This is a genomic window from Brevundimonas sp. MF30-B, assembly GCF_004683885.1.
Taxonomy (GTDB): domain Bacteria; phylum Pseudomonadota; class Alphaproteobacteria; order Caulobacterales; family Caulobacteraceae; genus Brevundimonas.
The window spans coordinates 1,421,919-1,444,385 of sequence record NZ_CP038440.1 but is presented as its reverse complement, the minus strand read 5'-3'; the positions used below and the strand labels follow the sequence as shown (position 1 = coordinate 1,444,385).

The following is a 22,467-nucleotide window of genomic DNA, read 5'->3' as shown; positions in this document are numbered from 1 at the left end:
TCAGCGGCCGCGACGGGTCCCCACCGAATCCTGGACGCCGCGCGCATCATAGGCGTTGGGACGGTCCGGACGCTGTCCACGGCCCATGACGACTTCCAGCGTGGTCGACGTTGGCGACGGACCGCTGAAGTTCAGTCCCAGGCCCACGCCCACGCCCGAGGCGGAATAGCCGCCATAGCGGCCAGAGCTGTAGCCGACGCCGACCGAGGGACGCACGCCGCCGGCGCTGTCGGGACGGCCGTCGATCCAGCGCTGGGTCACCTCGAACCAGTCGTAGCCCTGCTGGGTCGTCAGCTCGGCCGCCCTGAGCAGGGCCAGATCGGCCACGGGACCCGGCGCGCCGACGCCATAGTAGTTCACGCGAAAGCGGTTGGACTCGATCCGCTGCTCGGTGAAGCCTTGCCCGCCCGCCGACGTTTGCGGTCCATATGGCGCCAGGCTGGCGCAGGCGGACAGAGCCAGCGTCGAGGCGGCGAGGATCGGCAGAATGGCGAGGCGCTTCATGGCGTTGTCTCCGGTTGTCACCGGATTAGCGCTTCATGCCCCCGGTTCGTTCCCGGCCAGCCCCGCCGCCCGCATCGCCGCTTGGAAATCCTCGGGCGGCGCCGCCGAGACGGTCGTGCGCTCGCCGGTGTCGGGATGCGGAAAGCTGAGGGAGGCCGCATGCAGCATCAGCCGCGACGCCGCGCGTCCGCCGAACGTCAGCGCGCCGCCATACCGAACGTCTCCCACCAGCGGTCGCCCGATCGACGCCATATGCACCCGCAGCTGATGCATCCGTCCCGTGACCGGCGATAGTTCGACCAGGGCGCCGTCCTCGCTGACCGTCAGGGTGCGATATCCGCTCTCGGCGCCTTGCGCGCCCGGCGCGTCGAAGGCGACGACGCGCATATAGCTCTCGCGCCCGATTTCTTCGCGGCGCAGTGGCGCGGTGATGCGTCCGTCACGCGGCTGGGGCGCCTCGGACACCAGCGCCAGATAGGTCTTGGACACCTTGCGCATCTGGATCGCCTTGCCCAGCGCGCCGGCCGCGGGCTTGGTCTTGGCCGCCAGAATGACGCCCGAGGTGTCGCGATCCAGCCGATGCACCAGCTCAGGCCGCTTGCCGTTCGAGCGCATGAAGGCCCACAGCAGGTCGTCCAGCGTATGCGCCTTGATCCGCCCGCCCTGGCTGGACAGGCCCGACGGCTTGGAGAAGGCGATCAGATGCGCGTCCTCGTGGATCACCCACGAGCGGACGGCGGCGATGTCTTCGGGGCTCAACTCAACGGGCGCGCGGGTCACCCGCCGGGGTTAGCGCAGCACGCCCCGCTTCGCCATGGCCCAGGCGTACCAGAGCAGGAAGGCCGCGATCAGCAGGATGACGTAGGGCATCCAGGCCATGGCCGCCATCTCCGGCGTGGGGGCCGGCGGCGGATTGATCAGCTTGCCGTAGATCAGGCTGATCAGCGCACCAAGGAAGGACAGGGCGAACGCCACGACCGCCCAGCGCCTCCGCGCCAAAAGCAGAACCGAGCCGATCACCGCGCCCCAGACGCCCAGAACCCAGGGCCCGTACATCCAGGTCGGCATGGCGTTGTAATAGGCGATCATGTCGTCGCCGAAACCCATGGCCCGCATATAGGCCTCGCCTCGGGTAATGGTCTGGATGAAATCCCAGGCCCCGAAACCATTCCACAGCAGCGACAGCACGCCCACCAGCCACAGGTGCCACGGCGTGCGTGGATTGCGCATCAGTTCGATCATCGCCCCCTCCCCAGGAGTTCAAGTCGCGACGCTAAACCCAAGTCGAGGCGGTTAACAATGAACGGCGTTCAGTTGTCCCCATTCTCGCCCTGCATCCGGACCCGCATTTCGGCCCAGCGGTCGAGGCGCGCCCTGATCTTCTCTTCGTGGCCCTCGCCCTTGGGCTTGTAGAAGACGCGCCGCTCCATCTCGTCGGGGAAGAAGTTGGCGCCCGAGAAGCCCTCTGGCGTGTCGGGGTCGTACTGATAGCCCTTTCCGTAGCCCAGCGACTTCATCAGTTTGGTCGGAGCGTTGCGGATATGGGCTGGGGGCATCAGGCTGCCGGTTTCGTGGGCGGCCCGCTTGGCGGCCTTGAAGGCTTCGTAGACGCCCACGGACTTCGGCGCGGTGGCCAGGTGCACCACAGCCTGAGCAAGCGCCAGCTCGCCCTCGGGACTGCCCAGGAAGTCGTAGGTGTCCTTGGCCGCATTGGCGACCAGGATCGACAGTGGGTCGGCCTCGCCGATGTCCTCGACCGCCATGCGCACGATGCGCCGCGCCAGATACAGCGGATCCTCGCCGCCGTTCAGCATCCGAGCCAGCCAGTACAGCGCCGCGTCGGGGTCCGAGCCGCGCACGGACTTATGCAGCGCGCTGATGAGGTTGTAGTGCTCTTCCCGGCTCTTGTCGTAGGCGGGGGCTCGGCGCTGAAGCACGCCAGCCAGGGCCTGCACATCCATCGGCTCAGTCTGCGGCAGGTCGAACAGGACCTCGGACATGGTCAGCAGATAGCGGCCGTCGCCGTCGGCCAGCGCCGCCATGGCCTGACGCGCCTCGGGCGTCAGCGGAAGCGGCCGGCCCTCATGCGCCTCGGCGCGCGCCAGGAGCTGATCGAGCGCCGCGTCGTCCAGCCGCTTCAGCACATAGACCTGCGAACGCGACAGCAGGGCGCCGTTCAGCTCGAAACTGGGGTTCTCGGTCGTGGCCCCGACCAGGGTGACCACCCCCTCTTCCACGAAGGGCAGGAAGCCATCCTGCTGGGCGCGGTTGAACCGGTGGATCTCGTCGACGAACAGCAGGGTGCTCTGCCCCGCTGCGCGCCGCACCCGCGCCTGCTCGAACGCCTTCTTCAGGTCGGCCACACCCGAAAAGACGGCGCTGATCTGCTGGTACTGATAGCCCGCGGCCTGAGCCAGAAGGCGCGCAATGGTGGTCTTGCCGGTGCCTGGCGGTCCCCACAGGATCATCGAGCCCAGCCGGCCCGCCTCGATCATGCGCCGGATGGGCCCGCCCTCGCCCAGCAGATGATCCTGGCCCACCACCTCGTCCAGCGTGCGGGGGCGCAGCCGGTCGGCCAGGGGCGCGTCAGGGGGATGGATGCCGGAGGCTTCGAAAAGATCGCTCATGAACTGTCAGAGATAGGCAGTCGCCGACGGCTTTTCACGCGTTAGCATCGCATGCACGGAGGAAATCATGTCCGACGACCATAACCCACAGGGCCCGACCGGCGGCGTCACCCCGCACCTGACCATCCCCTCACGCGGGGGCCAGGCGGCCAGCGAGTTCTACCAGCGCGCCTTCGCCGCGACCGAGCTAACGCGCCATCTTGCCGAGGACGGCGAGCGGCTGATGCACTGTCATCTGCGCATCAACGGCGCCAGCGTCATGCTGAACGACGAATTCCCCGAGTATCACGGCGAGGCCGACATCAAGCCCAAGGGCGTGACCCTGCATCTTCAGGTCGCCGATCCTGACGAGTGGTGGGCGCGGGCCCTGGCCAACGGGGCGGAACCGATCTTGCCGATGGAGGACCAGTTCTGGGGCGACCGATATGGTCAGCTGCGCGACCCCTTTGGCCACGTCTGGTCCATAGGCGGTCCGCTCGCCGAAGCCCCCGAGACCTGAGCGACGGCCGCTGGAGTCAGGCTCGTTCCATTACGGACGGCCAGCGCCAGCGCCGCCCCCCGCGGCAATTTGGACCGGCGCCGCGGGTTCGCGGAAGTAGCGGTCGATGCTCTCGGCTACGGTGCGCATCAGGCGGCCCCGCGCACGGGTGTCGGTCAGCAGGCGCTCATCCTCCGGGTTGGTGATGAAGCCCATCTCCAGAAGGACGGCCGGCACGTCAGGGGCCAGAAGGACCGCCAGGCCCGCGTCGCGATGGCTGCGGCGCAGCATGGGGTGGTCCGCCGCCTCCAGATGGGTGAGCAATACGCGGGCGTACTGGGCCGAGCGGTTCTGTGTGGCGCGCTGGGTCATGTCCAGAAGGATGCGGTCTACTGACGGGTCGCGCCCCGGCAGCCGCAGGTTCTGATGCCAGTTGTCGCCGCGCGTGTATTCGCGCACGGCCCTACCCGCCCCCTGTTCAGACAGGGTGTAGACGCTGGCGCCGCGCAGCACGGCGTCGGATCCGGCGTCGGCGTGCAGCGAGATGAACAGGTCGGCGTCCAGAGCGCGGGCGATCTCCACGCGGCGGTTCAAGGCGACATAGCGGTCGCCTTCGCGCGTCATGCGCACGCGGTAGCGCCCCGTCCGCTCCAACTCGGCCTTGAGCTGCTGAGCCGCGGCCAGGGTGACGACCTTTTCCTGAGTGTGGAGACCGGCCGCGCCGGGATCATTGCCGCCATGGCCGGCGTCGATGACGATCAAGGGCTTTTCGGCGCGCCGCTGTTCAGGGCGCGGGGCCGTGGGTCGTGCGCCGCCTGGCGTAGAGGCCGTTGCGCCGCCCGTCGACTTCAAGTCGATGACATACCGGTAGTGCGCCACGCCATCGGCCGGCGGCAGCAGGAAGCGGCGCTCGATTTCCGCATTGCGCGCCAGTTCGAGCTGGACGCGGGCGCCGCCGCCCTGCCCGTCCACACGCCAGGACTGAACAAGACCCGATCCCGAACCCGCCAGGCCGCGCCCGACGCCGATCGACGCCAGTGACACGTCCACGCGCCCCTGCGAGCCGTTGGCGACCACCTGGCCGCGCGTGGTCTTCTCCAGGTCGATGACGACCCGGGTGCGCTCGGCGTCGCCGCCGAAACGGACCCCCAAGACCTCGCCCGCCGCCCCGAAAGCCAGTCCGCGCCCAGCCGCCAGCAGCACCACGCAGAACACGGCTGCGGCCACGGCCGTCATCGCCCACTCGCGCAGCCCCCATCGGGACAGGTTGAAACACTGACCGTTCATTCTGACGGCGACCCACCATACTTTCTTAGCCCGCATTGTGCCTCAGGATGGTCAGCGAGGGGTTAAGGCGCGCCGAAATACGCCCTTTCACTCAGGCCGCTTTCCTTATGGCGAAGGCGTGACTATGTTTGCGTCCGTTCGCGAACGATCGCGTCTGCCGCTTGCCGGCTTGGACGCGCCCTCCTCGCGGCGTGACTTTCACCCATCAGAGGACCGACGGGCTCGCCCCCGGTCCGACGAGCGGATCGGCGCGAAGGCCCCTGCAGACGGGGTGCGGCCGCATCCAGGACCGAACCGACCCATGGGCCTATACGCCTGCGCTTCCGACCGGCGAGCCTTCGCCGAAATCGCCTCCGGCGACGGAATGACGCGCGCTTTGGCCCCCATCCTTATTCGGCGAGCCGCCAGACCCGGAGCGATCACGCTCTCGGGCCGGCCCTGTGCGCGCCTCAGAGAGACCCTTTATGTCAAAGACAATGCTGATCGATGCGGCGCACGCGGAAGAAACCCGCGTCGCCATCGTGGACGGACGCCAGGTTGAGGAATTCGACTTCGAGTCGAAGACCAAGCGCCAGCTGCGCGGCAACATCTATCTCGCCAAGGTCACCCGCGTAGAGCCCAGCCTTCAGGCCGCCTTCGTCGAATATGGCGGCAACCGCCACGGCTTCCTGGCCTTCAACGAGATCCACCCCGACTATTACCAAATCCCGGTCGCCGACCGCGAAGCCATCATGGCCGAGGCGCACGACGACGAAGACGAAGACGATCTGGGCCGCGAATCGACCGACGACGAGGCCGACCCCGAAGCCAAGCTGGCCGACGAAGAGCGGCTGAAGCGGCGCCTGATGCGCCGTTACAAGATCCAGGACGTCATCAAACGCCGCCAAATCCTGCTGGTGCAGGTCGTCAAGGACGAGCGCGGCGGCAAGGGCGCGGCCCTGACCACCTGGCTGTCGCTGGCCGGCCGCTATTGCGTGCTGATGCCCAACACCGGCAAGGGCGGCGGCATCTCGCGCAAGATCACCCAGGCCACCGACCGCAAGCGCCTGAAGGCCGCCGCGGCAGCCCTGAACGTGCCCCAAGGCATGGGCCTGATCATTCGCACCGCCGGCGCCAAGCGCACCAAGGCCGAAATCAAGCGCGACTACGAATATCTGCTGCGCCTCTGGGAGACAATCCGCGAGACGACCCTGCGCTCCAATGCGCCGTCGCTGATCTACGAAGAAGAGAACCTGGTCCGCCGCGCCGTCCGCGACATGTACGACAAGGACTTCGACGGCATTCAGGTCGAAGGCGTCGAAGGCTTCAAGGAAGCGCGCGACTTCATGCGCGTGCTGATGCCGTCCCAGGCGCGCAAGATACACCTGTACCAGGGGTCTCGCCCGCTGTTCGCGGCGAACGGCATCGAAGAGTTGCTTACCCAGATCCACCAGCCGGTCGTGCCGCTGAAGTCGGGCGGCTATCTGGTCATCAACCAAACCGAGGCCCTGGTGGCCATCGACGTCAACTCGGGCCGCGCCACCAAGGAGCGCAATGTCGAGGCGACAGCGACCAAGACCAACATGGAAGCGGCCGTCGAGGCCGCCCGTCAGCTGCGCCTGCGCGACCTGGCCGGCCTGATCGTCATCGACTTCATCGACATGGACGAGGGCAAGAACAACCGCGCCGTCGAGAAAGCGCTGAAGGACGCCCTGGCCAAGGATCGCGCCCGCATCCAGATGGGTCGCATCTCGCCCTTCGGCTTGATGGAGATCAGCCGTCAGCGCCGCCGCCTGGGCGTGATCGAGGGCGCCACCGAAGTCTGCCCGCACTGCCAGGGCGCCGGCCGCATCCGTTCGGCGGAAAGCGCCGCCCTGATGACCCTGCGCGCCGTCGACATCGAAGCCGGCAAGAACGGGGCGGGCGTCGTCAATCTGCGTGTTTGCACGGCCGTCGGCCTCTATATTCTGAACCACAAGCGCGACTATCTGCAGCGCCTGCTGCAGCAGCGCGGCCTGAACGTCGTCGTCCTGATCGACGATAGCCTGGGTCAGGGCGAGCACTCGCTGGATCGTATCGAGACCAATGAGGACTTCGTGCCCGAGGTGACCGGTCTGACGCCGGCCGACCTCGAGGACGACTTCGACGACTCGGCCTGGGAAGATGAGGACGAGGACGACGAGGAAGAGGCCATCGGCGACGACGAAGACGACGCCGACGAGGCCGACCTGGCCCGCGAAGACACCGACGATGACGAGGCGCGCGAGCGTCAGGAAGGTCGCGGCCGCGGCCGTCGACGCCGCCGTCGCGGCGGGCCGCGCGACGAGGCCGAGGACACCGGCCCCGCTCTCGAGGCATCTGACGAGACTGAGGACGAGGCCGGACGCCGGCGTCGTCGCGGACGTCGCGGCGGTCGCCGGGTTCGCGAGGACGGCGAACGCGACGCCTTCTTCTGGGTGCGTGGCCGCACGCCGTCGCTTGACGACCCCTATGTCTGGTTCGATCCGCTGAACCCGCACGGCGACCGGCCCCAGGCCGACGCCGCCGCCGACGGCGCCGAGGGCGCCGACGACGAGGGCCGCGAAGTCCGGATCGAGGTCGAGAACGACAGTGAGGACCGTGAAAGCGGTCGTCGGCGTCGCCGGCGCGGCCGCGGCCGCGGCCGGGATCGCTCGGGCGAAGGCGGCCTGAGCCACGAAGCCAAGGTCGAAGGCCGCGCCACCGGCGAAGGCATGCCGATCGAGGGCGACGTCGATGCGCCGATCGCCACGGTCCTGGACGGCGAGGCTCAGCCCGAACAGACCGAGGACGCCGCCCCCGTCGCCATCCCGGCCGAGCCCAAGCGTCGCCGCGTGCGCCGCAAGGTGGCGGTCGAGACCGCGACCGTCTCGGACATCGACGCGGCGGACGAAACGCCTCAGCCGGCCGAGTTGGACGTGGCGCCCAACCTGGCCGCCAAGGTCGAGGAGGCCATCGAAGCGGTGCTGGAAGGCGAACCCGAGGCGGCGGCCGAGGCCGTGGTCATCGTCGAAGCCAAGCCCGCGCCGCAGCCCGAAGCGGACCTGTCTTCGATAATCGCCGACGATCCGAACCAGATCACCGCTCCACCGGCCAAGCCGAAACGCGGATGGTGGCGCCGCTGATCGGACACGATTAGTCTGGACAAGACGGGGGAGCGAACGGAGCAGATCATGAGCCGGCTTCCCCGTCCCCTGCGCAAACTGGGCCTTTCCAGACTGGCTCGAATGGCTGGTGCGGCCGTTGCGGCCGCAAGCGTGCTCATGACCGCCGCCCCAGCTGCGGCGCAGGGCGCCATCCGCGACACCGAAATCGAAGAGATCATACGTGGCTGGTCCGACCCGGTCTTCGTGGCCATGGGTCTGGAGCCCGATGAGGTCCAGATTCTGCTGATCAGCGATCCGGACCTGAACGCCTTCGCCACACGCGGGCGCATCATGGGGCTGAACACCGGCCTGATCACCCGAACCCGCAACCCGAACCAACTTCTGGGCGTGATCGCGCACGAGGCTGGTCACATCAAAAACCGCCACACGCTGCGAGACGGCGCGCAAAGCGCAGGCATGCAGCCGTTCCTGATGACGATGGCCCTGGGGGCTCTGGCCGCCGTGGCTGGCGCGCCGGACGCGGGCGCGGCGCTCATGGCGTCCAGCCAGTATTTCGGCACGCTCAGCGCTCTGCGCTATATGCAGAGCCAGGAAGGCGAAGCCGACATCACGGCGGCGCGCGCGCTTGATCGGGCCGGCATCTCGGGCAAGGGCCTCGTCGATTTCTTCGAGAACTTCCGCTCTCAGGAGGTCTTTTCCGACGCCCGACGGTATCCTTATTTCCGAAGCCACCCCTTGTCAGGCCAGCGGATCGAGGCGCTGCGCCGCCCCGTGGAACAGGCCCCCAACTACGGTCAGCGCGACAGCGACGAGGCCATGGCCCAGCACGCCATCGTGCTCGCCAAGATCCACGCCTTCATGGACTCGCCGAACCAAACGCTGCGCGACTATCCGGCGTCGGCGACCGCCTACCCCGCCCGGTACGCCCGCGCCATCGCGCTGTTCAAGAATGGTCAGACCGATCCCGCCCTGGACGCGGTCGATGTGCTGCTCGCCGAGCAGCCCGAGAATCCCTACCTTTGGGAGCTGCGCGGCCAGATCCTGTTCGAGGAGGGCCGACCGGCGGATTCGTTGGAATCGCACGCGCGATCGGTGCAGTTGAAGCCCGACGCCCCCCTGCTGCGCATCAACCTGGCCCACGCCTTGATCGAGACGAACGACTCCTCCCGGCTCGATGAGGCCGTCGATCAGTTGAAGCGCGCGCTCGCTCTGGAAAAGGACAACACCATGGCCTGGCGCCTGATCAGCCAGGCCTACGCGAGCCAGGGCAAGGAAGGCGAAGCGCGCCTCGCCTCGGCCGAATACTGGTTCGCGCTGGGACGCACGCAACAGGCCACCCAGTTCGCCCTGCGGGCTCGCGACATGCTGGACCGAAACAGCATGGAATGGCGGCGCGCCATGGACATCGTGCTGGCGTCGGGCGCCACCATGGACGACGTCGAGGCGCTGGACCGCCGCCAGCAGCGCAATCGTCCCGCCGTCGTGGCGCCGGCCGGCTGAATCGCCTAACCGAGAACGCATGACCGATCCCACGCCGACCGAGACGCCCGAGCGCGCGCCCGCCCCCCGCCCCTCCCCGCTGACGCCCGTCCGCATGGCCGGCGCCGCCCTGGCCCTGTCCGTCGTCGCCCTGGCCGCGGCGGTCCTCCCCTATGCGACGGGCGGCGATTTCGGCGGCAAGGTGCGGGCCTATCTGCTGGCCAATCCGCAGGTTCTGGACGAGGTGCTGGCCGCCCGCCAAGCCGCCCAGGAGGGCGCCGTGGTCGACACGATCAATCAGGCGGCCGCCGCCAATCCGGACCTGCTGGCGATCGATCCCCGAGACCCAACCTTCGGGCCAGCCGACGCCGAGGTGACGGTCATCCAGTTCTTCGACTTCCGCTGCCCCGGCTGCAAGGCGGTGGCGCCGGAGTTCCGCGCCCTGATGGCGGCGCATCCCGAGGTACGCTTCGTGTTCAAGGACTGGCCGATCCTGGACCGGCCCGACGACGACGGCTCCACCTACGCCGCCCGCGCCGCGCTCGCCGCGCATCAGCAGGGCCAGTATCTGGCGATCTATGAAGGCCTGATGGCCGAGCCGGCGCTGGATCGCGCGGCGGTGGATCGCATTCTGAGCGAAAACGGCGTGGCCCTGGCCGCTGCTCAGGCCGCCATCACCTCTGACGACGTCACACGCCATATCGCCGACATCCACACGACAGCGGCAGCGCTGCAGCTGCACGGCACTCCCACCTTCTTCGTCAATGGCCAGGCCCAGCCCAGCATCGATCCACGCGCTCTGAACGCAGCGATCGAGGCGGCCAAGTAACGCTCCCCTTCATCGGGCAATGACAAAAGGGGCGGTGGATCTCTCCACCGCCCCTTCATTCTGTCGCGATGACGCGGCCGATCAGCCTTCGTCTTCGTCCTTCAGCAGGTCTTCCTTCGAGATCGCCTCGTCGGTGACATCGGCCTTTTCGAAGATCAGATCGCAGACCTTTTCTTCATAGATTGGGGCGCGCATCTGGGCGGCGGCGTTGGGGTTCTGGCGATAGAAGTCCAGCACCTGACGCTCCTGGCCCGGATAGTTGCGGGCCTCGGCCATCAGGGCGTTGTTCAGCTCCTGATCCGTGACCTGGACATTGTTGGCGCGGCCGATCTCGGCGAGCACCAGGCCCAGGCGCACGCGGCGCTCGGCGATCTTGCGGTACTCTTCCTTGAGCTTCTTCTCGGACTTCTTGGCGTCCTCTTCCGGCAGATTGCCGGCTTCCTTGTCGGCCTGGACCTGGGCCCAGATGCCTTCGAACTCGGCGTCGACCATCTTGGGCGGCAGGTCGAAAGAGTGCTTCTCGTCCAGCTGGTCCAGCAGGGCGCGCTTCAGCTTGAAGCGGGCGGCGCCGACGTACTGCTGGTTCAGGTTGGCGCGCAGGAGCTCCTTGAGCTTGTCCAGCGATTCCAGGCCCAGACGTGTGGCGAACTCGTCATCGATCTTGGCCTCGGCCTCGGCCTTGATAGCCTTGACGGTGACGTCGAAGGTCGCGGCCTTACCGGCCAGGTGCTTGGCCTGATAGTCCTCGGGGAAGGTGACCTCGATGGTCTTTTCCTCGCCGACCTTGGCGCCCTTCAGCTGCTCTTCGAAGCCGGGAATGAAGCGGCCCGAGCCGATCACCAGCTCGGCGTCCTCGGCCGAACCACCGTCGAACTTCTCGCCGTCCAGCTTGCCGACGAAGTCGATGGTCAGCTGGTCGCCGTCGGCGGCCTTGACCGTCTTGCCCTTCTTGTCCTCGTAGGTCTTGGCCTGACCGGCCAGTTCCTTGAGCGCCTCGTCCAGATCGGCGTCCGACGCCTCATAGGTCGGGCGCTTCAGCTTCAGCGAAGCCGGATCGACCGGCGTGAAGTCGGGCATGACTTCCAGCGACATTTCGTAGGCCAGGTCTTCCTGGCCGGCGACGACCTTGTCCATGTCGGAGGTCAGCTTCATCTCGGCCGGGGCGGCCGGGCGCAGCTTGGCGTCGTCCAGGGCCTTCTGGCTGGATTCGTTCAGGGCGGCGTTGACGATCTCGCCCATGAAGTCGCGGCCGAAGGTCTTCTTGACGTGGGCGGCCGGCACCTTGCCCGGACGGAAGCCCTTCAGCTTCATCTGGGGGGCGACTTCCTTGATCCGGGCCTCCAGCTTCTCGTTCAGCTCGGTGACGGGAATGGTGACCGCGATCACGCGGCTCAGGCCTTCGTTCGACTTTTCGACGACTTGCATGGTCGGGGCTTCTAACGCTCTGGGGCGGGGCGGCGATACGCCGGCGCACGCGGTTGGGATAAAGCAAGAAGGGCCGCTCTCGCGAGCGGCGCCTCGAAGCCCGCCCTTATGTCGATGAAGGCGCCAAAGGTCAACGCAAGCGGCCGTCGCACGGGCGGTTTCGCCCCGCCATCGAAGCCGCTATCTCATTGGCATGAGCCAGTCCCCCATCGGCGTCTTCGTCACCCCGGTCACCCCGCTTCAGCAGAACTGCACCGTGGTGTGGTGCACAGCCACCAACAAGGCCGCGGTCATCGACCCGGGCGCGTCGGTCGACGCCATCCTGGGCGAGGTGGCGCGCAGAGGCCTGACGCTGGACGCCATCTGGATCACGCACGGGCATCTCGACCATGCCGGGGGCGCCGCCGAGATGCAGGAGAAGACCGGGCGCGCCATCATCGGCCCGCATCCCGAGGATCAGTTCTGGATCGACAATATCGAGGAGGCCGGCCGCACCTATGGCCTGCCGGACGCCCGCCCGTTTACGCCGACGCGCTGGCTGGCGCATGGCGATACGCTGACGCTGGGCGAGACCGAATGGGAGGTGCTGCATTGCCCGGGCCATACGCCGGGCCATGTGGTCTTCTTCAACCGCGCGGCGCGCTTCGCCCAAGTCGGCGATGTGCTGTTTCAGGGCTCGATCGGCCGGACCGACTTTCCCAGAAGCGACCACGCCGCCCTGCTGAACGCCATCGTCACCCATCTGTGGCCGCTGGGCGATGACGTGACGTTCGTGCCGGGCCATGGACCGATCTCGACGTTCGGCGCTGAACGGCGGACCAATCCCTTCGTGTCGGATCAGGCGCTGGCCGGCGCGCCGATTTCGCGCCCGGCCTCAGGCCCGTCCTAAGCCGGAAGCCCTCAGCGGGACAGGATTAGGCCGAGGATCACGCCCAGGCCCAGCGCGTAGAGGGTGGCGCGAACGGGCTCGTCCTGCACGGCCGCCCGTGCTCGAGCGCTGCGTGCGACGAACCACTGCCGGCCCTCGTCGAGATCATCCCTCACCGCGCGCCGCAGCGAGGCGACGTGGTGATCCTCGCCGTTCAGGATGGCGTCGCCTTCACGCTCCAATGCCGCGCTGGGGCGGTCATCTTCGTCGTCGGCGATCTCGGGCGAAGCAGCATAGGGGTCGGACATCGAGGCCTCCTGCAGAATGATCTTCGGGAAATGGATCAGTCCGCTCGCCGGTTCCGGTGAACGGTCCGGTTCCCGCGGCGTTGGTCTCGGGAAGGAGGCCCAATGACCCACGTCGATCCCACTCCGCCTGAACCGGAAATCTACCCACCGCAGCCGAATGAGCCGGAAAATCCGCCCTCGCCCGCGCCTCAGGAGATGCCGCCGTCAGAGCCTGGGCGGCCGGATGTCCACCCTCCCTCGCCGGAAGGGCCTGACATCGATCCAGGCGGCGCACCGCCCGAATTTCCGCCGAACACCCCTCTGACGACCTGAGCCGTTCCGCGCCTTGGGATAGCCTGCAAGCGGCCCCCTGCGGGTCGCAATGAAAACGCGGAGATGCAGGAACCTAGGCCGTGTCCCCGGGTTCAGACCCCAAGAAAAACGCCAAGCCAGGAAAGGAGCCAGCCCATGGCTGAAGGTCAACCTACTCGAGCATCGGGCGTATCCAAGCGGGGGTTCGCCTCCATGGATCCGGCGCGCCAGAGGGAGATCGCTCGCAAGGGCGGCGCCAGCGTCCCGAGCGAAAAACGCAGCTTCTCGCAGGACCGAAATCTGGCGGCGCAGGCGGGCCGGAAAGGCGGCGAAGCCTCTCATGGCGCGCGCAACGGCCCGAACCCGCCGGTTCCACCGGCAGGCTGACATCGTCCAGCCTTCGATCAGAGCGCGGCGACTTCGGTCGCCGCGCTTTTCGCTTGTTCAGGCCCGCAGCAGCGCCAAGGCCACCGACGGCGCCGGGCCATGGTCCAGCCGCTCGAGGGTCCAGCCGGCCGCCACCGCGAGCGCTCTAAGACTCTCTGGCGTGAATTTGCGAGAGCTTTCCGTGTGGATCGTCTCGCCTTCAGCAAAGGTGAAGGGCTGGCCGGCGATCTGGACGCTCGTGGGGCGAATGGCCTTGAGGTGCATCTCCACGGATTCAGCCTGCGGGTTCCAAACGGCCTGATGGGCGAAGGCGGCGATGTCAAAGTCGGCGCCCAACTCGCGATTGGCGCGCCTCAGAACGTTGAGATTGAACGCGGCAGTCACGCCGGCGGCGTCATCGTAGGCCGTCACGAGCGTTTCCTCGTCCTTGACCAGATCGACGCCGAGCAGAAAAAGCGCTTCATCTCCAAGCATGCGCCGCGCCGCTCGCAGAAGTTTGATGGCGTCTTCGGTCTCCAGATTGCCGATTGTCGAGCCTGGGAAGAAGCCGAGGCGGCGCTCGCCCTCCAAGCCGTCGGGCAAGGCGGGCAGGCGCTCGAAGTCGCCGACAATGGGCACGACCTCTAGGTCCGGATAGCGCGACCTTATGCGCTCCGCCGCCTGATGTAGCGCGTCCGGGCTGATGTCCAGCGGCACATAGGCCGCAGGGTGATCCAGCGCGTCCAACAATATGCGGGTCTTTTCGCTGGCGCCCGATCCGAACTCGACGATGACGGCCTTGAGACCTATCCGCTCCGCGAAATCGGACGCCAGCGCCCGGAGCAGCGCCGCCTCCTGGCGCGTGGGGTAATACTCAGGCAGCCGCGTGATCTCTTCGAACAGCTTCGAACCTTCGGCGTCGTAGAACCACTTGGGCGGCAACGCCTTCTGCGCGCGTCCCAGGCCCTGGATCAGGTCTTGTCTGAATCGATCGACTTCCGCGTCCGGAACGCCCCCAAGAGCCGGCGCCTGCGCCGCGTTCAATCCCATGCCAGTCTGACTCCGGTGAAAGCCCATCGCTGATGCGGCTGAAAGAAATTGCGATAGGTCACCCGTTCATGGCCGGCCGGGGTCGCGAACGAGCCGCCTCGCAGAACCATCTGACCTGACATGAACTTGCCATTGTATTCGCTGGCGACCCCTTGGGTCGGGCGAAAGCCGGGGTAGGCCACGTAGGGACTCGCCGTCCACTGCCAGACTTCGTCGAAGAGCCCCGTGAAGGCTTTGGTGCGGGCTGATGCGGCGTGCTCCCACTCGGCTTCGGTAGGCAGACGTGCGCCACGCCAGCGCGCGAAGGCGTCCGCCTCATAGTGAGAGACATGGCGCACCGCCGTCTCCGGATGGACCGGCCGCCGACCTGTCAGCGATTGAGCGCTCCAGCCGGGCGTCTTTTCCCGCCGCCAGTAGAGAGGGGCCCGCCACTGCTCCGACTGGCACAGGGCCCAGCCGTCGGAAAGCCACAGGTCGGGCCTGCGATATCCGCCATCTTCAATGAATTCGCACCACTCGCGATTGGTGACGAGATCCCGAGCCAATTCAAAAGGCTCCAGCCAGACCTTGTGATGCGGCCGTTCGTTATCGAAGGCGAAGGTGTCGCAGCCGACGCCGATCTCGATCAGTCCGGCGTCGAACCGTTCCCGACCACCCATCGGGCGGGCGTGAGCCCTGCCGACGGGCTCAGTCTCATAGGCCGCCGGATCGAGCGGAGAGCGCGACATCAGATGAAGAAGGTCCATCAGGAACAGCTCCTGATGCTGCTGATCATGATGCAGGCCGAGCTCAAACAGATAGGTTTCCGCTTCTTCCAGAGGCGCCGCCAGCCGAGAAATCATCCGCCGGTCTATTTCACGCCGATAGGCCATGACCTCGTCCAGGGAAGGCCGTGTCATCAGGCCGCGCTGGGGGCGCTCCACCCGCTCGCCCAAGGCCTCGTAATAGGAGTTGAACATCTGCTGGAAGCGAGGGTCGACAGGCCTGTAGTCGGGATCTCTGGCCAGGATCATGGCCTCAAAGAACCAGCTTGTGTGCGCCAGGTGCCATTTCCCGGGGCTGGCGTCCGGCATGGATTGAGCCGCGAGGTCCTCGCTCGACAAGCCTCTCGCCAAGGCCGGCATGCCGGAACGCACGGCGCGATATCGGTCGAGCCGCGCTCGGACCCCTGAATCCGAGGGGAAGGGAGCGTTCACGACAAGTCCCCGGCCATTCGTTGGATGCAGCGCCCCGTCATCTGTCCGCCAACGCGACTTTATCGCATGCGTTCCGCAGATAAGGCGAAGACTTTTGCGGAACGGTCTCAATGACCTGACGTTTCGGCACCAACGGCGCTCGCTCCTGGTCGCCGGCATCCCTTTCAGGCGCCTCTCATGCCACAAATCGATGGCCGGACTGACGACCGGGACGCCATGCAGGACAGCGCGCCACGGCCTTGGCGCGGGGGTATTGTCGAAGCGGCCGACTGGCGTGAAGCGGTCATCGCCCGGATTCCAGCGCTGCGCGCATTCGCCTGGTCGCTGGCCCGCAACCCTGCGGACGCAGACGACCTCGTTCAGGAAACCTTGACCAAGGCCTGGACGTATCGGGACAAGTTTCAGGCGGGGACCAATCTACGCGCCTGGCTGTTCACCATCTTGCGCAACACCTGGTACTCAGCCGCCGCCAAGCGAAGTCGTGAAGTGGCCGACGAGGAGGGCCGTCACGCCGCTGGCGTGGCGACCGAGGGGTCGCAGGAATGGGCCGTGGAACTGACGGCGCTCCGGCAGGCTCTCGACGATCTCCCTCCTGAACATCGCGAAGCCATCGTGCTCGTAGGCGCAGCCGGTCTCTCCTACGAAGAGGCGGCGGAAATCGCGGGCTGCGCGCTGGGGACGATCAAGAGCCGTGTGAATCGAGCGCGCAATCGTCTCGCCGAGCGCCTGCACATGGAACGTGGGACGTCTGATCCGCTCTAGGCCTCGCCATCTTCTGGCGTAGATATCGCTTCGGCGAAGGCTGTCAGCGCTTCAGGCGTCGGCTCTTTCTCGATCTGCGCAAACGCAGCGGCGAAACGCGCATCAATATCGACGCAGTCGTCCGGTGACGGGGAACGCGGTTCAAGCTTGGCCATACATCTCTTGTGCCGGATGCGGGATCCAACCTCAAGCGGAACACGCGGGGTCTGCGAGGAACATTCGCCAGCGGCCTGCTGTTGTCGAATGACCCAACACGGAGGATCAGGACCATGCAGAACCCCTTTCGCAACCGACCTCAGGACGACTTCGGACGCCGGGATCATGACGACGATCGCGATCGGCTGAGGGCGGAGGACTGGCGCCAGGAAGAAGGGCGATCCTGGCGCAACGACCGCGATGACCGCCCGTGGTCCTCCCATAGCGGCTATGAACGCGATGAGGGCTATCGCGGCCGTCTTCATGGGCATGGCCGGAACGAAGGCGGGCGTTACGGACAAGGCGGGCAAGCCGACTACGCCGACCGCAGTGGGAGAAGGTCGTCGGACCGGGATCAAGACCGCGTCGGGCCCGCAGCCTATGACACACGGGACGACCTGCGGGGATGGGCCGACCACAGCCGATCCGATCGCATGGGGCAGGGCCGCAACTCGGAAACTCATCGGGCAGGCCCCTATCCCGACCACGGATATGCGCCAGGCACGCAAATCTGGGAGGATCGTGACCCGGACCGCCTCGCCTCTAGGGGCGATCCTCGCCATCACGATTTCGAGCCCGACTACCTGCACTGGCGCGAGCAACAGATGAACAATCTGGATCGGGACTACAACGCCTGGCGCGACGAGCGTCGCCAGAAGTTCTCGTCGGACTTCGACAGCTGGCGCCAGGCACGGGCCGGCAGGGACGCCACCCCCGCCGACAACAGCAAGGTGGGCGACATCACCGATGGCGAGGCTCACTCGCCCGTGGTCAAGACCAAGTCCTGACAGAGCGAAATGAACGTAGGGGCCCCGCAAGGGGCCCTATTGCATTCAGCGGGCGCCGTGCTTGGCGTATTCCAGCCGTGCGATTGTGCGGTTGTGAACCTCGTCTGGTCCATCCGCGATGCGCAGGGTGCGGACGTTGGCGTAGAGCTCGGCCAGGGGCGTATCGCCCGAGACGCCGGCGCCGCCGAACGCCTGGATGGCGTCGTCGATGATCTTCAACGCCATGCGGGGCGCCGCGACCTTGATCTGGGCGATCTCGGAGCGCGCGTTCTTGACCCCGACCTCGTCCATCATCCAGGCGGCCTTGAGCACCAGCAAACGGCACATCTCGATGTTGGTCCGCGCCTCGGCGACGCGCTGCTCCCATACCGAATGCTCGCCGATGGCCTTCTTGAAGGCGGTGCGGCTCATCAGCCGCTCGACCATCAGCTCCAGCGCCCGCTCGGCCGCGCCGATCACGCGCATGCAGTGATGGATGCGGCCCGGCCCCAGGCGGCCCTGGGCGATCTCGAAGCCCCTGCCCTCGCCCGCGATCAGGTTCTCCACCGGCACGCGGACGTTCTCCAGCACCACCTCGGCATGCCCGATCGGCAGCTCGTCATAGCCGAACACCGACAGCATCCGCTCGACGCGGAAGCCGGGCGTGTCGACGGGAACGATGATCTGGCTCTGCTGCTGGTGCGACGCCGCCTCGAAGTCCGTCTTGCCCATAACGATGGCCACCGCGACGTTCGGGTGGCCCATGTTGGTCGACCACCACTTGCGACCGTTGATCACATAGTGGTCGCCGTCGCGCTCAATCCGGGTCTGGATGTTGGTGGCGTCCGACGAGGCGACCTCGGGTTCGGTCATCAGAAAGGCCGAGCGGATTTCCCCCGCCATCAGCGGCTTGAGCCAGCGGTCCTGCTGAGCGGCGTCGCCGTACATATGCAGGACTTCCATATTGCCGGTGTCAGGCGCGTTGCAGTTGAACACCTCGGCCGACCACAGCTGGCGGCCCATCAGCTCGGCCAGCGGGGCGTACTCCAGGTTCGTCAGGCCCGCGCCGTGCTCGCCCGGCAGGAACATGTTCCACAGGCCCGCGGCCTTGGCCTCGGCCTTCAGCGCTTCCATCGTGGGCGGCTGACGCTTGGGATCGGCGTGCACCTCGGCCCAGTAGTCCGCCTGTCGCGGCAGGACCTTGTCGTCCAGGAACCGCTTGACCCGCTCGCGCCACTCCAGGCCGCGTTCGCTCGGCGCAAAATCCATTGTCGTCTCCGATAAGCAAACGGCGCGGCCCCGTCCGGAGCCGCGCCGTGAAAAAGTCAGCGGTTCGCGCTGATCAGCCCTTCAGCAGCGGGGCCAGCTTCTGGGCGATCATCATGTCGCCGGCGATCTTCAACTTGCCCTGCATGAAGGCCATCATCGGGTCCAGCTGGCCCTGCGACAGGGCGATGAAGTCATCCCACTTCATCGAAACCGTGGCGTCGGCCGGCTTGTCCTCGTTGGTCACCGTGTTCGGAACCGAGGAGCCGTCGATGTAGATCTTGCCGTCATCGCCGAAGTCGAGCTTCACCGTCTTGCCGAGACCGGAGTTGTCGCCGACGGCGGCGCGGATCTTGTCGGTGGCTTGGGCCAGGTCGGCCATGGTGCGTCTCCCTAGGATTGGTTTGCCTTGGCGTCTGGCCTAACCCCTCCCACGCGCGGCGCCAAGGTCACGCAAGGGAAGCCGTCAGCGCATTTCGACGCGCCGCGCGCCGACCGGTATGGCCAGTTCGCCGTCCACGAAGGCGGCGCCTCGGCCGTCGATGGTCGCGCGCGCCGGCGGCGTTTCGCCCTCGGGCCACCGCACGACGAAGCCGCCGGGCGGCGCCACGGTGGGCTCCAGCGTCAGCACATAGGCCCCGCCCTCGCGCTTGAAGGCGTAGCTCAACGGCCCGTGGGCGGTGCGCAGGCCGCGCACGCCTATGCCCTCCTCGGTCTCCAGCCAGGCGGTCGGGACGCCGGCGGCCAGGACCAGGGCCTGATCGCTGTCCCGCTCATAGGCGAACAGATCCAGGGCCGAGCGGATGTAGTCCGAGCTGATCCAGGCGTGGGGCATGTCGCCGATGAACAGCGGACGGCGCTCGTCGCGATGCACCACCTCGGCCCAGCCGTTCCAGGCGGCCGGCCGCATGTCCGCGAAGAAGTAGTCCAGCGCCTCGATCGCCCGCTCGCGCTGGCCAAGACGCACAAAGGCGCCGACCACGCGCAGCTCGTAGGGCGTGTATTCGTTCCAGCCGATCCGGTTGGCGCGGCGGTCCTCGAAATTCTTCCAGTATTTGTCGAACGTGTTGTTCAGCAGCGGCTGCGGCAGGTCCGCCAGGGCCCCGGCCGGCGACAGGCCGATGGTGGTCGAGGTCGCGTCGAAATCGCCCCGGTCGGCCGCGCCGGCGATGTAGTCGATGCCGTGGAAGGCGGCCGTCGCCTCGATCGAGGCCATGATGTCACGCTGGAACTCGTCGCGCGCGGCCTCGAACCGGCGCGCCGCGTCCATCTCGCCCAGGGACTCGGCGATGTAGACTGCGTCCTTGTAGCCGAGCAGACCCCAGAAATCGTCCCAGTAGGAATACGCCGGCTTGTCGGCATAGCCCTCGTGGCTGATCGTGGCCGGCAGCAGACCGTACATGTGCCGCGTCTGCGGCGTCTGATATTCAGCCGTCTTCGTCTCGGCGCGCAGCTCGTCCATGTAGCGGATCGCGCCCTCGACCTGAGGCCAGACCGAGCGTAGCAGAGCCTCGTCGCCAGTGTAGCGATGCACCTCGGCGGCCAGGAAGATGAACTCGCCGTGGCTGTCGTTCTCGGGCACCGGATCGGCGCCGCGCGCATCGACGCAGCACGGCACCTTGCCGTTCTCGAACACATAGGGCGCGAACCAGCGCAGATAGTCCGCCGACAGTTCGGGCAGGCCCAGGCGGTTCAGCCCCTCGGCCATCATCGCCCCGTCGCGGATCCAGGAGCGGTTATAGCTGCGCGTGCCGGGCTGAAGGATCGGCCCCTGACGCGACATCAGCATGTGCGCCAGCGACGAGCGCAGGACATGTTCGATCCGCTGCGCCTGAGGCGGCAGGGTCATGTCGAAGCGTTGCAGCTTCTCTTGCCATTCGGCGGCGACGCGGCCTTCCGCGGTGTCCAGCACAGCCTCGACAGAGCCGACGACATCCGGTGCCGGCAACGCCCCCGATAGCGGCGACTTGAAGCCGAAGGTCCGGCTTTCGCCCGGCTGCAGCGTCACTTCATACAGCATGGCGCCGGACACCAGATCTGTGTCGTCCGACACCACCACCCGCTCATCCGGCGAATGGCGACGATCCGAGGCCAGCAGCTGGCGCGGGTCCGAGCCGGCGTCGAAGGTGGAGGCCGCGATCCGGTCCGGCTGGACCAGCGGATGCACCCGCACCGCATCATTCAGCACCAGGCTGGCGCCGTTCCAATCCAGTTGCTGGATCGGGCTGGCCCCGCCCGGCACGGCCAGGAACTGTCTCGGCCCATTGACCTGCAGCGGCCGCGCCATCAGCGCCAGCGTCAGAGTTTCGGGCCGGTTGGAGGTGTTGGTCAGGACATAGCGGGTCCACAGGCCCGCCTCGTCGGGCCGTCCTTCGGCGAAGCTGGTGACGTCCAGCGTCCAGTCCTGGTGCGTCCAGGTAACGGTCGGAATGGGTAGATAGTCGTCGCGCAGGGTCTGGTCGATCGACACGTCGGCCCAGGTGATCAGCCGTCCGTTCTGCATGACGAAGGGCTCGATGGTCGGTCCGCCGCGGCGCAGTTCAACCGCACCGTCCTCGCCCAGCAGGCCGCTCTCGCCGCCGCCGTCGACGCCGACCAGGGTCCAGTAGGGCTGTTCGCCATGGAAGCCGCGCGGATAAAAGCCGCGCACCGCCTCGTCGGCAACGGCGGTGACGAAGCTGGTCAGGTCTTCGCCATAGCTCAGGGGCTCGACCTCGATCTCGTTCAGCGCATAGCCCTCGCCGGGACCGGACTGCAGGTCCAGCCGCAGCCAGCGGGCCGAGGCCTCGGTGGTCATGATCCAGTCGGTCCCGCCGTCTCCCTCGGTGACGCGGCGCAGCGGCGCCCAGTCGCGCCCGTCGTCGGACGCCATCAGCGTATAGGCCGAGGCGTGCAGCTTGTCGGCCCAGCGCAAGGTCACGCCGCCGAACTCGCGCTCGTAGCCCAGATCCAGCGTCAAGCTCTGCGCCCCCGGCCCTGACCGCCAGCCGGTCTGCGGATCGCCGTCGACGGCCAGGGCCGCCACGCTGGAGCCCTGGGCCGAGCTGGCGCTGACCACGGGGCGCGGCGGCACGGCGGGCTCGGGCGGCAGTTCGCGCAGGGTCAGCTCGTCGATCTCGACGAAGCCAGCCCCGCCCTCGGCGGCGACCACCACGAACTCCATGCGCTCGGCGCGCGTCAGGACGCGTTCGGGGCTCGGCCCCCAGGCCTTGTCGATCTGGCGGCGCTTGATGGTGAACAGGGACCAGTCGCCGGGGAAGTCATACCGGGTCATCTGCCGCCACCAGACATTCTCGTTCTCGGCGTCGGTGAACTTGACCTCGAAGGTGTTGGTCGGCCCGGCGCCGCGCACCCAGAAGCTGATCTCGTAGTTGTCGGGCAGGTCGAAGGTCAGCGGCTTGGCGGCGAAGGCGTAGCCCGCCCGGCCGTTGAAGTCATAGTCCAGGCGCAGCGCCTGACCACCCGACCGTCCCGGGACCGACGACACTCGCGACGTCACGTCGGTCGATGCGTCCGCCTCCCATCCCGACAGGCGGTCGAAGTTGTCCAGCACCCGCGTTTCCTGCGCAAAGGCCGGCGCGGACATGACGACGAAGGCCGAGGTGGTCAACAACAGGGTACGCATAGGCAGACTCCGCTCTGCGTCCGAAAGCGCCGGACGCGGG

The 22,467-nt window shown here is 67.2% G+C and carries 21 protein-coding genes; 8 read left to right on the top strand and 13 right to left on the bottom strand.

Annotated features, from left to right (window positions below):
• The 4 genes from E4M01_RS07205 to E4M01_RS07190 all read right to left on the bottom strand — a co-directional run bounded on the left by E4M01_RS07205 (position 1) and on the right by E4M01_RS07190 (position 3,131).
• A complete protein-coding gene (locus E4M01_RS07205; RefSeq protein WP_135061454.1) occupies positions 1–504 on the bottom strand; it encodes a hypothetical protein in 504 nt (167 codons plus the stop codon).
• Between the two features lie 33 nt (positions 505–537).
• Entirely contained in the window at positions 538–1,284 is a 747-nt protein-coding gene (locus E4M01_RS07200; protein WP_135061456.1) for an RluA family pseudouridine synthase, read from the bottom strand.
• 9 nt (positions 1,285–1,293) lie between these two features.
• Entirely contained in the window at positions 1,294–1,746 is a 453-nt protein-coding gene (locus E4M01_RS07195) for a hypothetical protein (RefSeq protein ID WP_135061458.1), read from the bottom strand.
• 68 nt (positions 1,747–1,814) lie between these two features.
• Positions 1,815–3,131, bottom strand: a complete 1,317-nt coding sequence (locus E4M01_RS07190; RefSeq protein ID WP_135061463.1) for a replication-associated recombination protein A — start codon at positions 3,129–3,131, stop codon at positions 1,815–1,817.
• A 67-nt stretch (positions 3,132–3,198) separates the two neighbouring features.
• Here E4M01_RS07190 and E4M01_RS07185 point away from each other — a divergent pair, with 67 nt between their 5' ends.
• Positions 3,199–3,630 carry a VOC family protein gene (locus E4M01_RS07185; RefSeq protein ID WP_135061465.1) on the top strand — a complete coding sequence of 144 codons (432 nt, stop codon included), beginning with the start codon at positions 3,199–3,201 and terminating at the stop codon, positions 3,628–3,630.
• Positions 3,631–3,660: 30 nt separating this feature from the next.
• On the opposite strand, the gene E4M01_RS07180 is transcribed toward E4M01_RS07185, so the two are convergent.
• Complete coding sequence (locus E4M01_RS07180) at positions 3,661–4,896, bottom strand: N-acetylmuramoyl-L-alanine amidase (RefSeq protein WP_135061467.1); 1,236 nt, start codon at positions 4,894–4,896, stop codon at positions 3,661–3,663.
• A 464-nt stretch (positions 4,897–5,360) separates the two neighbouring features.
• Between E4M01_RS07180 and E4M01_RS07175 the strand changes: the two genes are divergently transcribed.
• From E4M01_RS07175 to E4M01_RS07165, 3 genes are read left to right on the top strand one after another with little or no spacing between them, the layout of a single operon-like run.
• Positions 5,361–8,018: a ribonuclease E/G gene (locus E4M01_RS07175; protein WP_135061469.1), complete on the top strand. Its 2,658-nt coding sequence runs from the start codon at positions 5,361–5,363 to the stop codon at positions 8,016–8,018.
• A gap of 48 nt (positions 8,019–8,066) precedes the next feature.
• On the top strand, positions 8,067–9,500 hold the full coding sequence (locus E4M01_RS07170) for a M48 family metalloprotease (RefSeq protein WP_245158136.1): 1,434 nt from the start codon (positions 8,067–8,069) through the stop codon (positions 9,498–9,500).
• A 19-nt stretch (positions 9,501–9,519) separates the two neighbouring features.
• Positions 9,520–10,308, top strand: coding sequence for a thioredoxin domain-containing protein (locus tag E4M01_RS07165; RefSeq protein ID WP_135061471.1), 789 nt, complete (start codon positions 9,520–9,522; stop codon positions 10,306–10,308).
• Positions 10,309–10,389: 81 nt separating this feature from the next.
• Here E4M01_RS07165 and tig read toward each other — a convergent pair whose 3' ends face one another.
• Positions 10,390–11,733, bottom strand: a complete 1,344-nt coding sequence (gene tig / locus E4M01_RS07160) for a trigger factor (RefSeq protein ID WP_135061473.1) — start codon at positions 11,731–11,733, stop codon at positions 10,390–10,392.
• Between the two features lie 193 nt (positions 11,734–11,926).
• Between tig and E4M01_RS07155 the strand changes: the two genes are divergently transcribed.
• On the top strand, positions 11,927–12,622 hold the full coding sequence (locus E4M01_RS07155; RefSeq protein WP_135061475.1) for an MBL fold metallo-hydrolase: 696 nt from the start codon (positions 11,927–11,929) through the stop codon (positions 12,620–12,622).
• 11 nt (positions 12,623–12,633) lie between these two features.
• On the opposite strand, the gene E4M01_RS07150 is transcribed toward E4M01_RS07155, so the two are convergent.
• A complete protein-coding gene (locus E4M01_RS07150) occupies positions 12,634–12,909 on the bottom strand; it encodes a hypothetical protein (protein ID WP_135061477.1) in 276 nt (91 codons plus the stop codon).
• Between the two features lie 447 nt (positions 12,910–13,356).
• Here E4M01_RS07150 and E4M01_RS07140 point away from each other — a divergent pair, with 447 nt between their 5' ends.
• Positions 13,357–13,587, top strand: coding sequence for a general stress protein (locus E4M01_RS07140; RefSeq protein ID WP_135061481.1), 231 nt, complete (start codon positions 13,357–13,359; stop codon positions 13,585–13,587).
• Between the two features lie 57 nt (positions 13,588–13,644).
• Here E4M01_RS07140 and egtD read toward each other — a convergent pair whose 3' ends face one another.
• Entirely contained in the window at positions 13,645–14,616 is a 972-nt protein-coding gene (gene egtD / locus E4M01_RS14510; RefSeq protein WP_167765223.1) for an L-histidine N(alpha)-methyltransferase, read from the bottom strand.
• Positions 14,607–15,740 carry an ergothioneine biosynthesis protein EgtB gene (gene egtB, locus E4M01_RS14505; RefSeq protein ID WP_167765318.1) on the bottom strand — a complete coding sequence of 378 codons (1,134 nt, stop codon included), beginning with the start codon at positions 15,738–15,740 and terminating at the stop codon, positions 14,607–14,609. Before egtB ends, egtD begins: the two co-directional genes overlap by 10 nt.
• A gap of 288 nt (positions 15,741–16,028) precedes the next feature.
• On the opposite strand from egtB, the gene E4M01_RS07130 reads away from it, so the two are divergent.
• Positions 16,029–16,574, top strand: a complete 546-nt coding sequence (locus E4M01_RS07130; protein WP_135061483.1) for a sigma-70 family RNA polymerase sigma factor — start codon at positions 16,029–16,031, stop codon at positions 16,572–16,574.
• Here the strand turns inward: E4M01_RS07130 and E4M01_RS14295 are convergent.
• Positions 16,571–16,729: a hypothetical protein gene (locus E4M01_RS14295; protein WP_167765225.1), complete on the bottom strand. Its 159-nt coding sequence runs from the start codon at positions 16,727–16,729 to the stop codon at positions 16,571–16,573. The two genes, E4M01_RS07130 and E4M01_RS14295, sit on opposite strands and share 4 nt — an antisense overlap.
• Before the next feature lie 114 nt (positions 16,730–16,843).
• On the opposite strand from E4M01_RS14295, the gene E4M01_RS07125 reads away from it, so the two are divergent.
• A complete protein-coding gene (locus E4M01_RS07125) occupies positions 16,844–17,557 on the top strand; it encodes a hypothetical protein (RefSeq protein ID WP_135061485.1) in 714 nt (237 codons plus the stop codon).
• Positions 17,558–17,602: 45 nt separating this feature from the next.
• On the opposite strand, the gene E4M01_RS07120 is transcribed toward E4M01_RS07125, so the two are convergent.
• From E4M01_RS07120 to E4M01_RS07110, 3 genes are all read right to left on the bottom strand, one after another.
• Positions 17,603–18,805: an acyl-CoA dehydrogenase family protein gene (locus E4M01_RS07120; RefSeq protein WP_135061487.1), complete on the bottom strand. Its 1,203-nt coding sequence runs from the start codon at positions 18,803–18,805 to the stop codon at positions 17,603–17,605.
• Positions 18,806–18,878: 73 nt separating this feature from the next.
• Positions 18,879–19,184 carry an SCP2 sterol-binding domain-containing protein gene (locus tag E4M01_RS07115; RefSeq protein WP_135061489.1) on the bottom strand — a complete coding sequence of 102 codons (306 nt, stop codon included), beginning with the start codon at positions 19,182–19,184 and terminating at the stop codon, positions 18,879–18,881.
• An 84-nt stretch (positions 19,185–19,268) separates the two neighbouring features.
• Positions 19,269–22,427, bottom strand: coding sequence for a discoidin domain-containing protein (locus tag E4M01_RS07110; RefSeq protein WP_135061491.1), 3,159 nt, complete (start codon positions 22,425–22,427; stop codon positions 19,269–19,271).
• Positions 22,428–22,467: the final 40 nt, after the last annotated feature.

Bases quoted from the DNA above. Each gene is read 5' to 3' on its own strand.
- E4M01_RS07130 (WP_135061483.1), top strand. From the start codon at position 16,029: ATGCAGGACAGCGCGCCACGGCCTTGGCGCGGGGGTATTGTCGAAGCG.
- E4M01_RS07140 (WP_135061481.1), top strand. From the start codon at position 13,357: ATGGCTGAAGGTCAACCTACTCGAGCATCGGGCGTATCCAAGCGGGGG.
- E4M01_RS07185 (WP_135061465.1), top strand. From the start codon at position 3,199: ATGTCCGACGACCATAACCCACAGGGCCCGACCGGCGGCGTCACCCCG.
- E4M01_RS07165 (WP_135061471.1), top strand. From the start codon at position 9,520: ATGACCGATCCCACGCCGACCGAGACGCCCGAGCGCGCGCCCGCCCCC.
- E4M01_RS07180 (WP_135061467.1), bottom strand. From the start codon at position 4,896: ATGAACGGTCAGTGTTTCAACCTGTCCCGATGGGGGCTGCGCGAGTGG.
- E4M01_RS14295 (WP_167765225.1), bottom strand. From the start codon at position 16,729: ATGGCCAAGCTTGAACCGCGTTCCCCGTCACCGGACGACTGCGTCGAT.
- E4M01_RS07190 (WP_135061463.1), bottom strand. From the start codon at position 3,131: ATGAGCGATCTTTTCGAAGCCTCCGGCATCCATCCCCCTGACGCGCCC.
- E4M01_RS07205 (WP_135061454.1), bottom strand. From the start codon at position 504: ATGAAGCGCCTCGCCATTCTGCCGATCCTCGCCGCCTCGACGCTGGCT.
- egtB (WP_167765318.1), bottom strand. From the start codon at position 15,740: ATGCCGGCCTTGGCGAGAGGCTTGTCGAGCGAGGACCTCGCGGCTCAA.
- E4M01_RS07155 (WP_135061475.1), top strand. From the start codon at position 11,927: ATGAGCCAGTCCCCCATCGGCGTCTTCGTCACCCCGGTCACCCCGCTT.
- egtD (WP_167765223.1), bottom strand. From the start codon at position 14,616: ATGGGATTGAACGCGGCGCAGGCGCCGGCTCTTGGGGGCGTTCCGGAC.
- E4M01_RS07115 (WP_135061489.1), bottom strand. From the start codon at position 19,184: ATGGCCGACCTGGCCCAAGCCACCGACAAGATCCGCGCCGCCGTCGGC.
- E4M01_RS07175 (WP_135061469.1), top strand. From the start codon at position 5,361: ATGTCAAAGACAATGCTGATCGATGCGGCGCACGCGGAAGAAACCCGC.
- E4M01_RS07110 (WP_135061491.1), bottom strand. From the start codon at position 22,427: ATGCGTACCCTGTTGTTGACCACCTCGGCCTTCGTCGTCATGTCCGCG.
- E4M01_RS07195 (WP_135061458.1), bottom strand. From the start codon at position 1,746: ATGATCGAACTGATGCGCAATCCACGCACGCCGTGGCACCTGTGGCTG.
- E4M01_RS07125 (WP_135061485.1), top strand. From the start codon at position 16,844: ATGCAGAACCCCTTTCGCAACCGACCTCAGGACGACTTCGGACGCCGG.
- E4M01_RS07150 (WP_135061477.1), bottom strand. From the start codon at position 12,909: ATGTCCGACCCCTATGCTGCTTCGCCCGAGATCGCCGACGACGAAGAT.
- E4M01_RS07170 (WP_245158136.1), top strand. From the start codon at position 8,067: ATGAGCCGGCTTCCCCGTCCCCTGCGCAAACTGGGCCTTTCCAGACTG.
- E4M01_RS07120 (WP_135061487.1), bottom strand. From the start codon at position 18,805: ATGGATTTTGCGCCGAGCGAACGCGGCCTGGAGTGGCGCGAGCGGGTC.
- tig (WP_135061473.1), bottom strand. From the start codon at position 11,733: ATGCAAGTCGTCGAAAAGTCGAACGAAGGCCTGAGCCGCGTGATCGCG.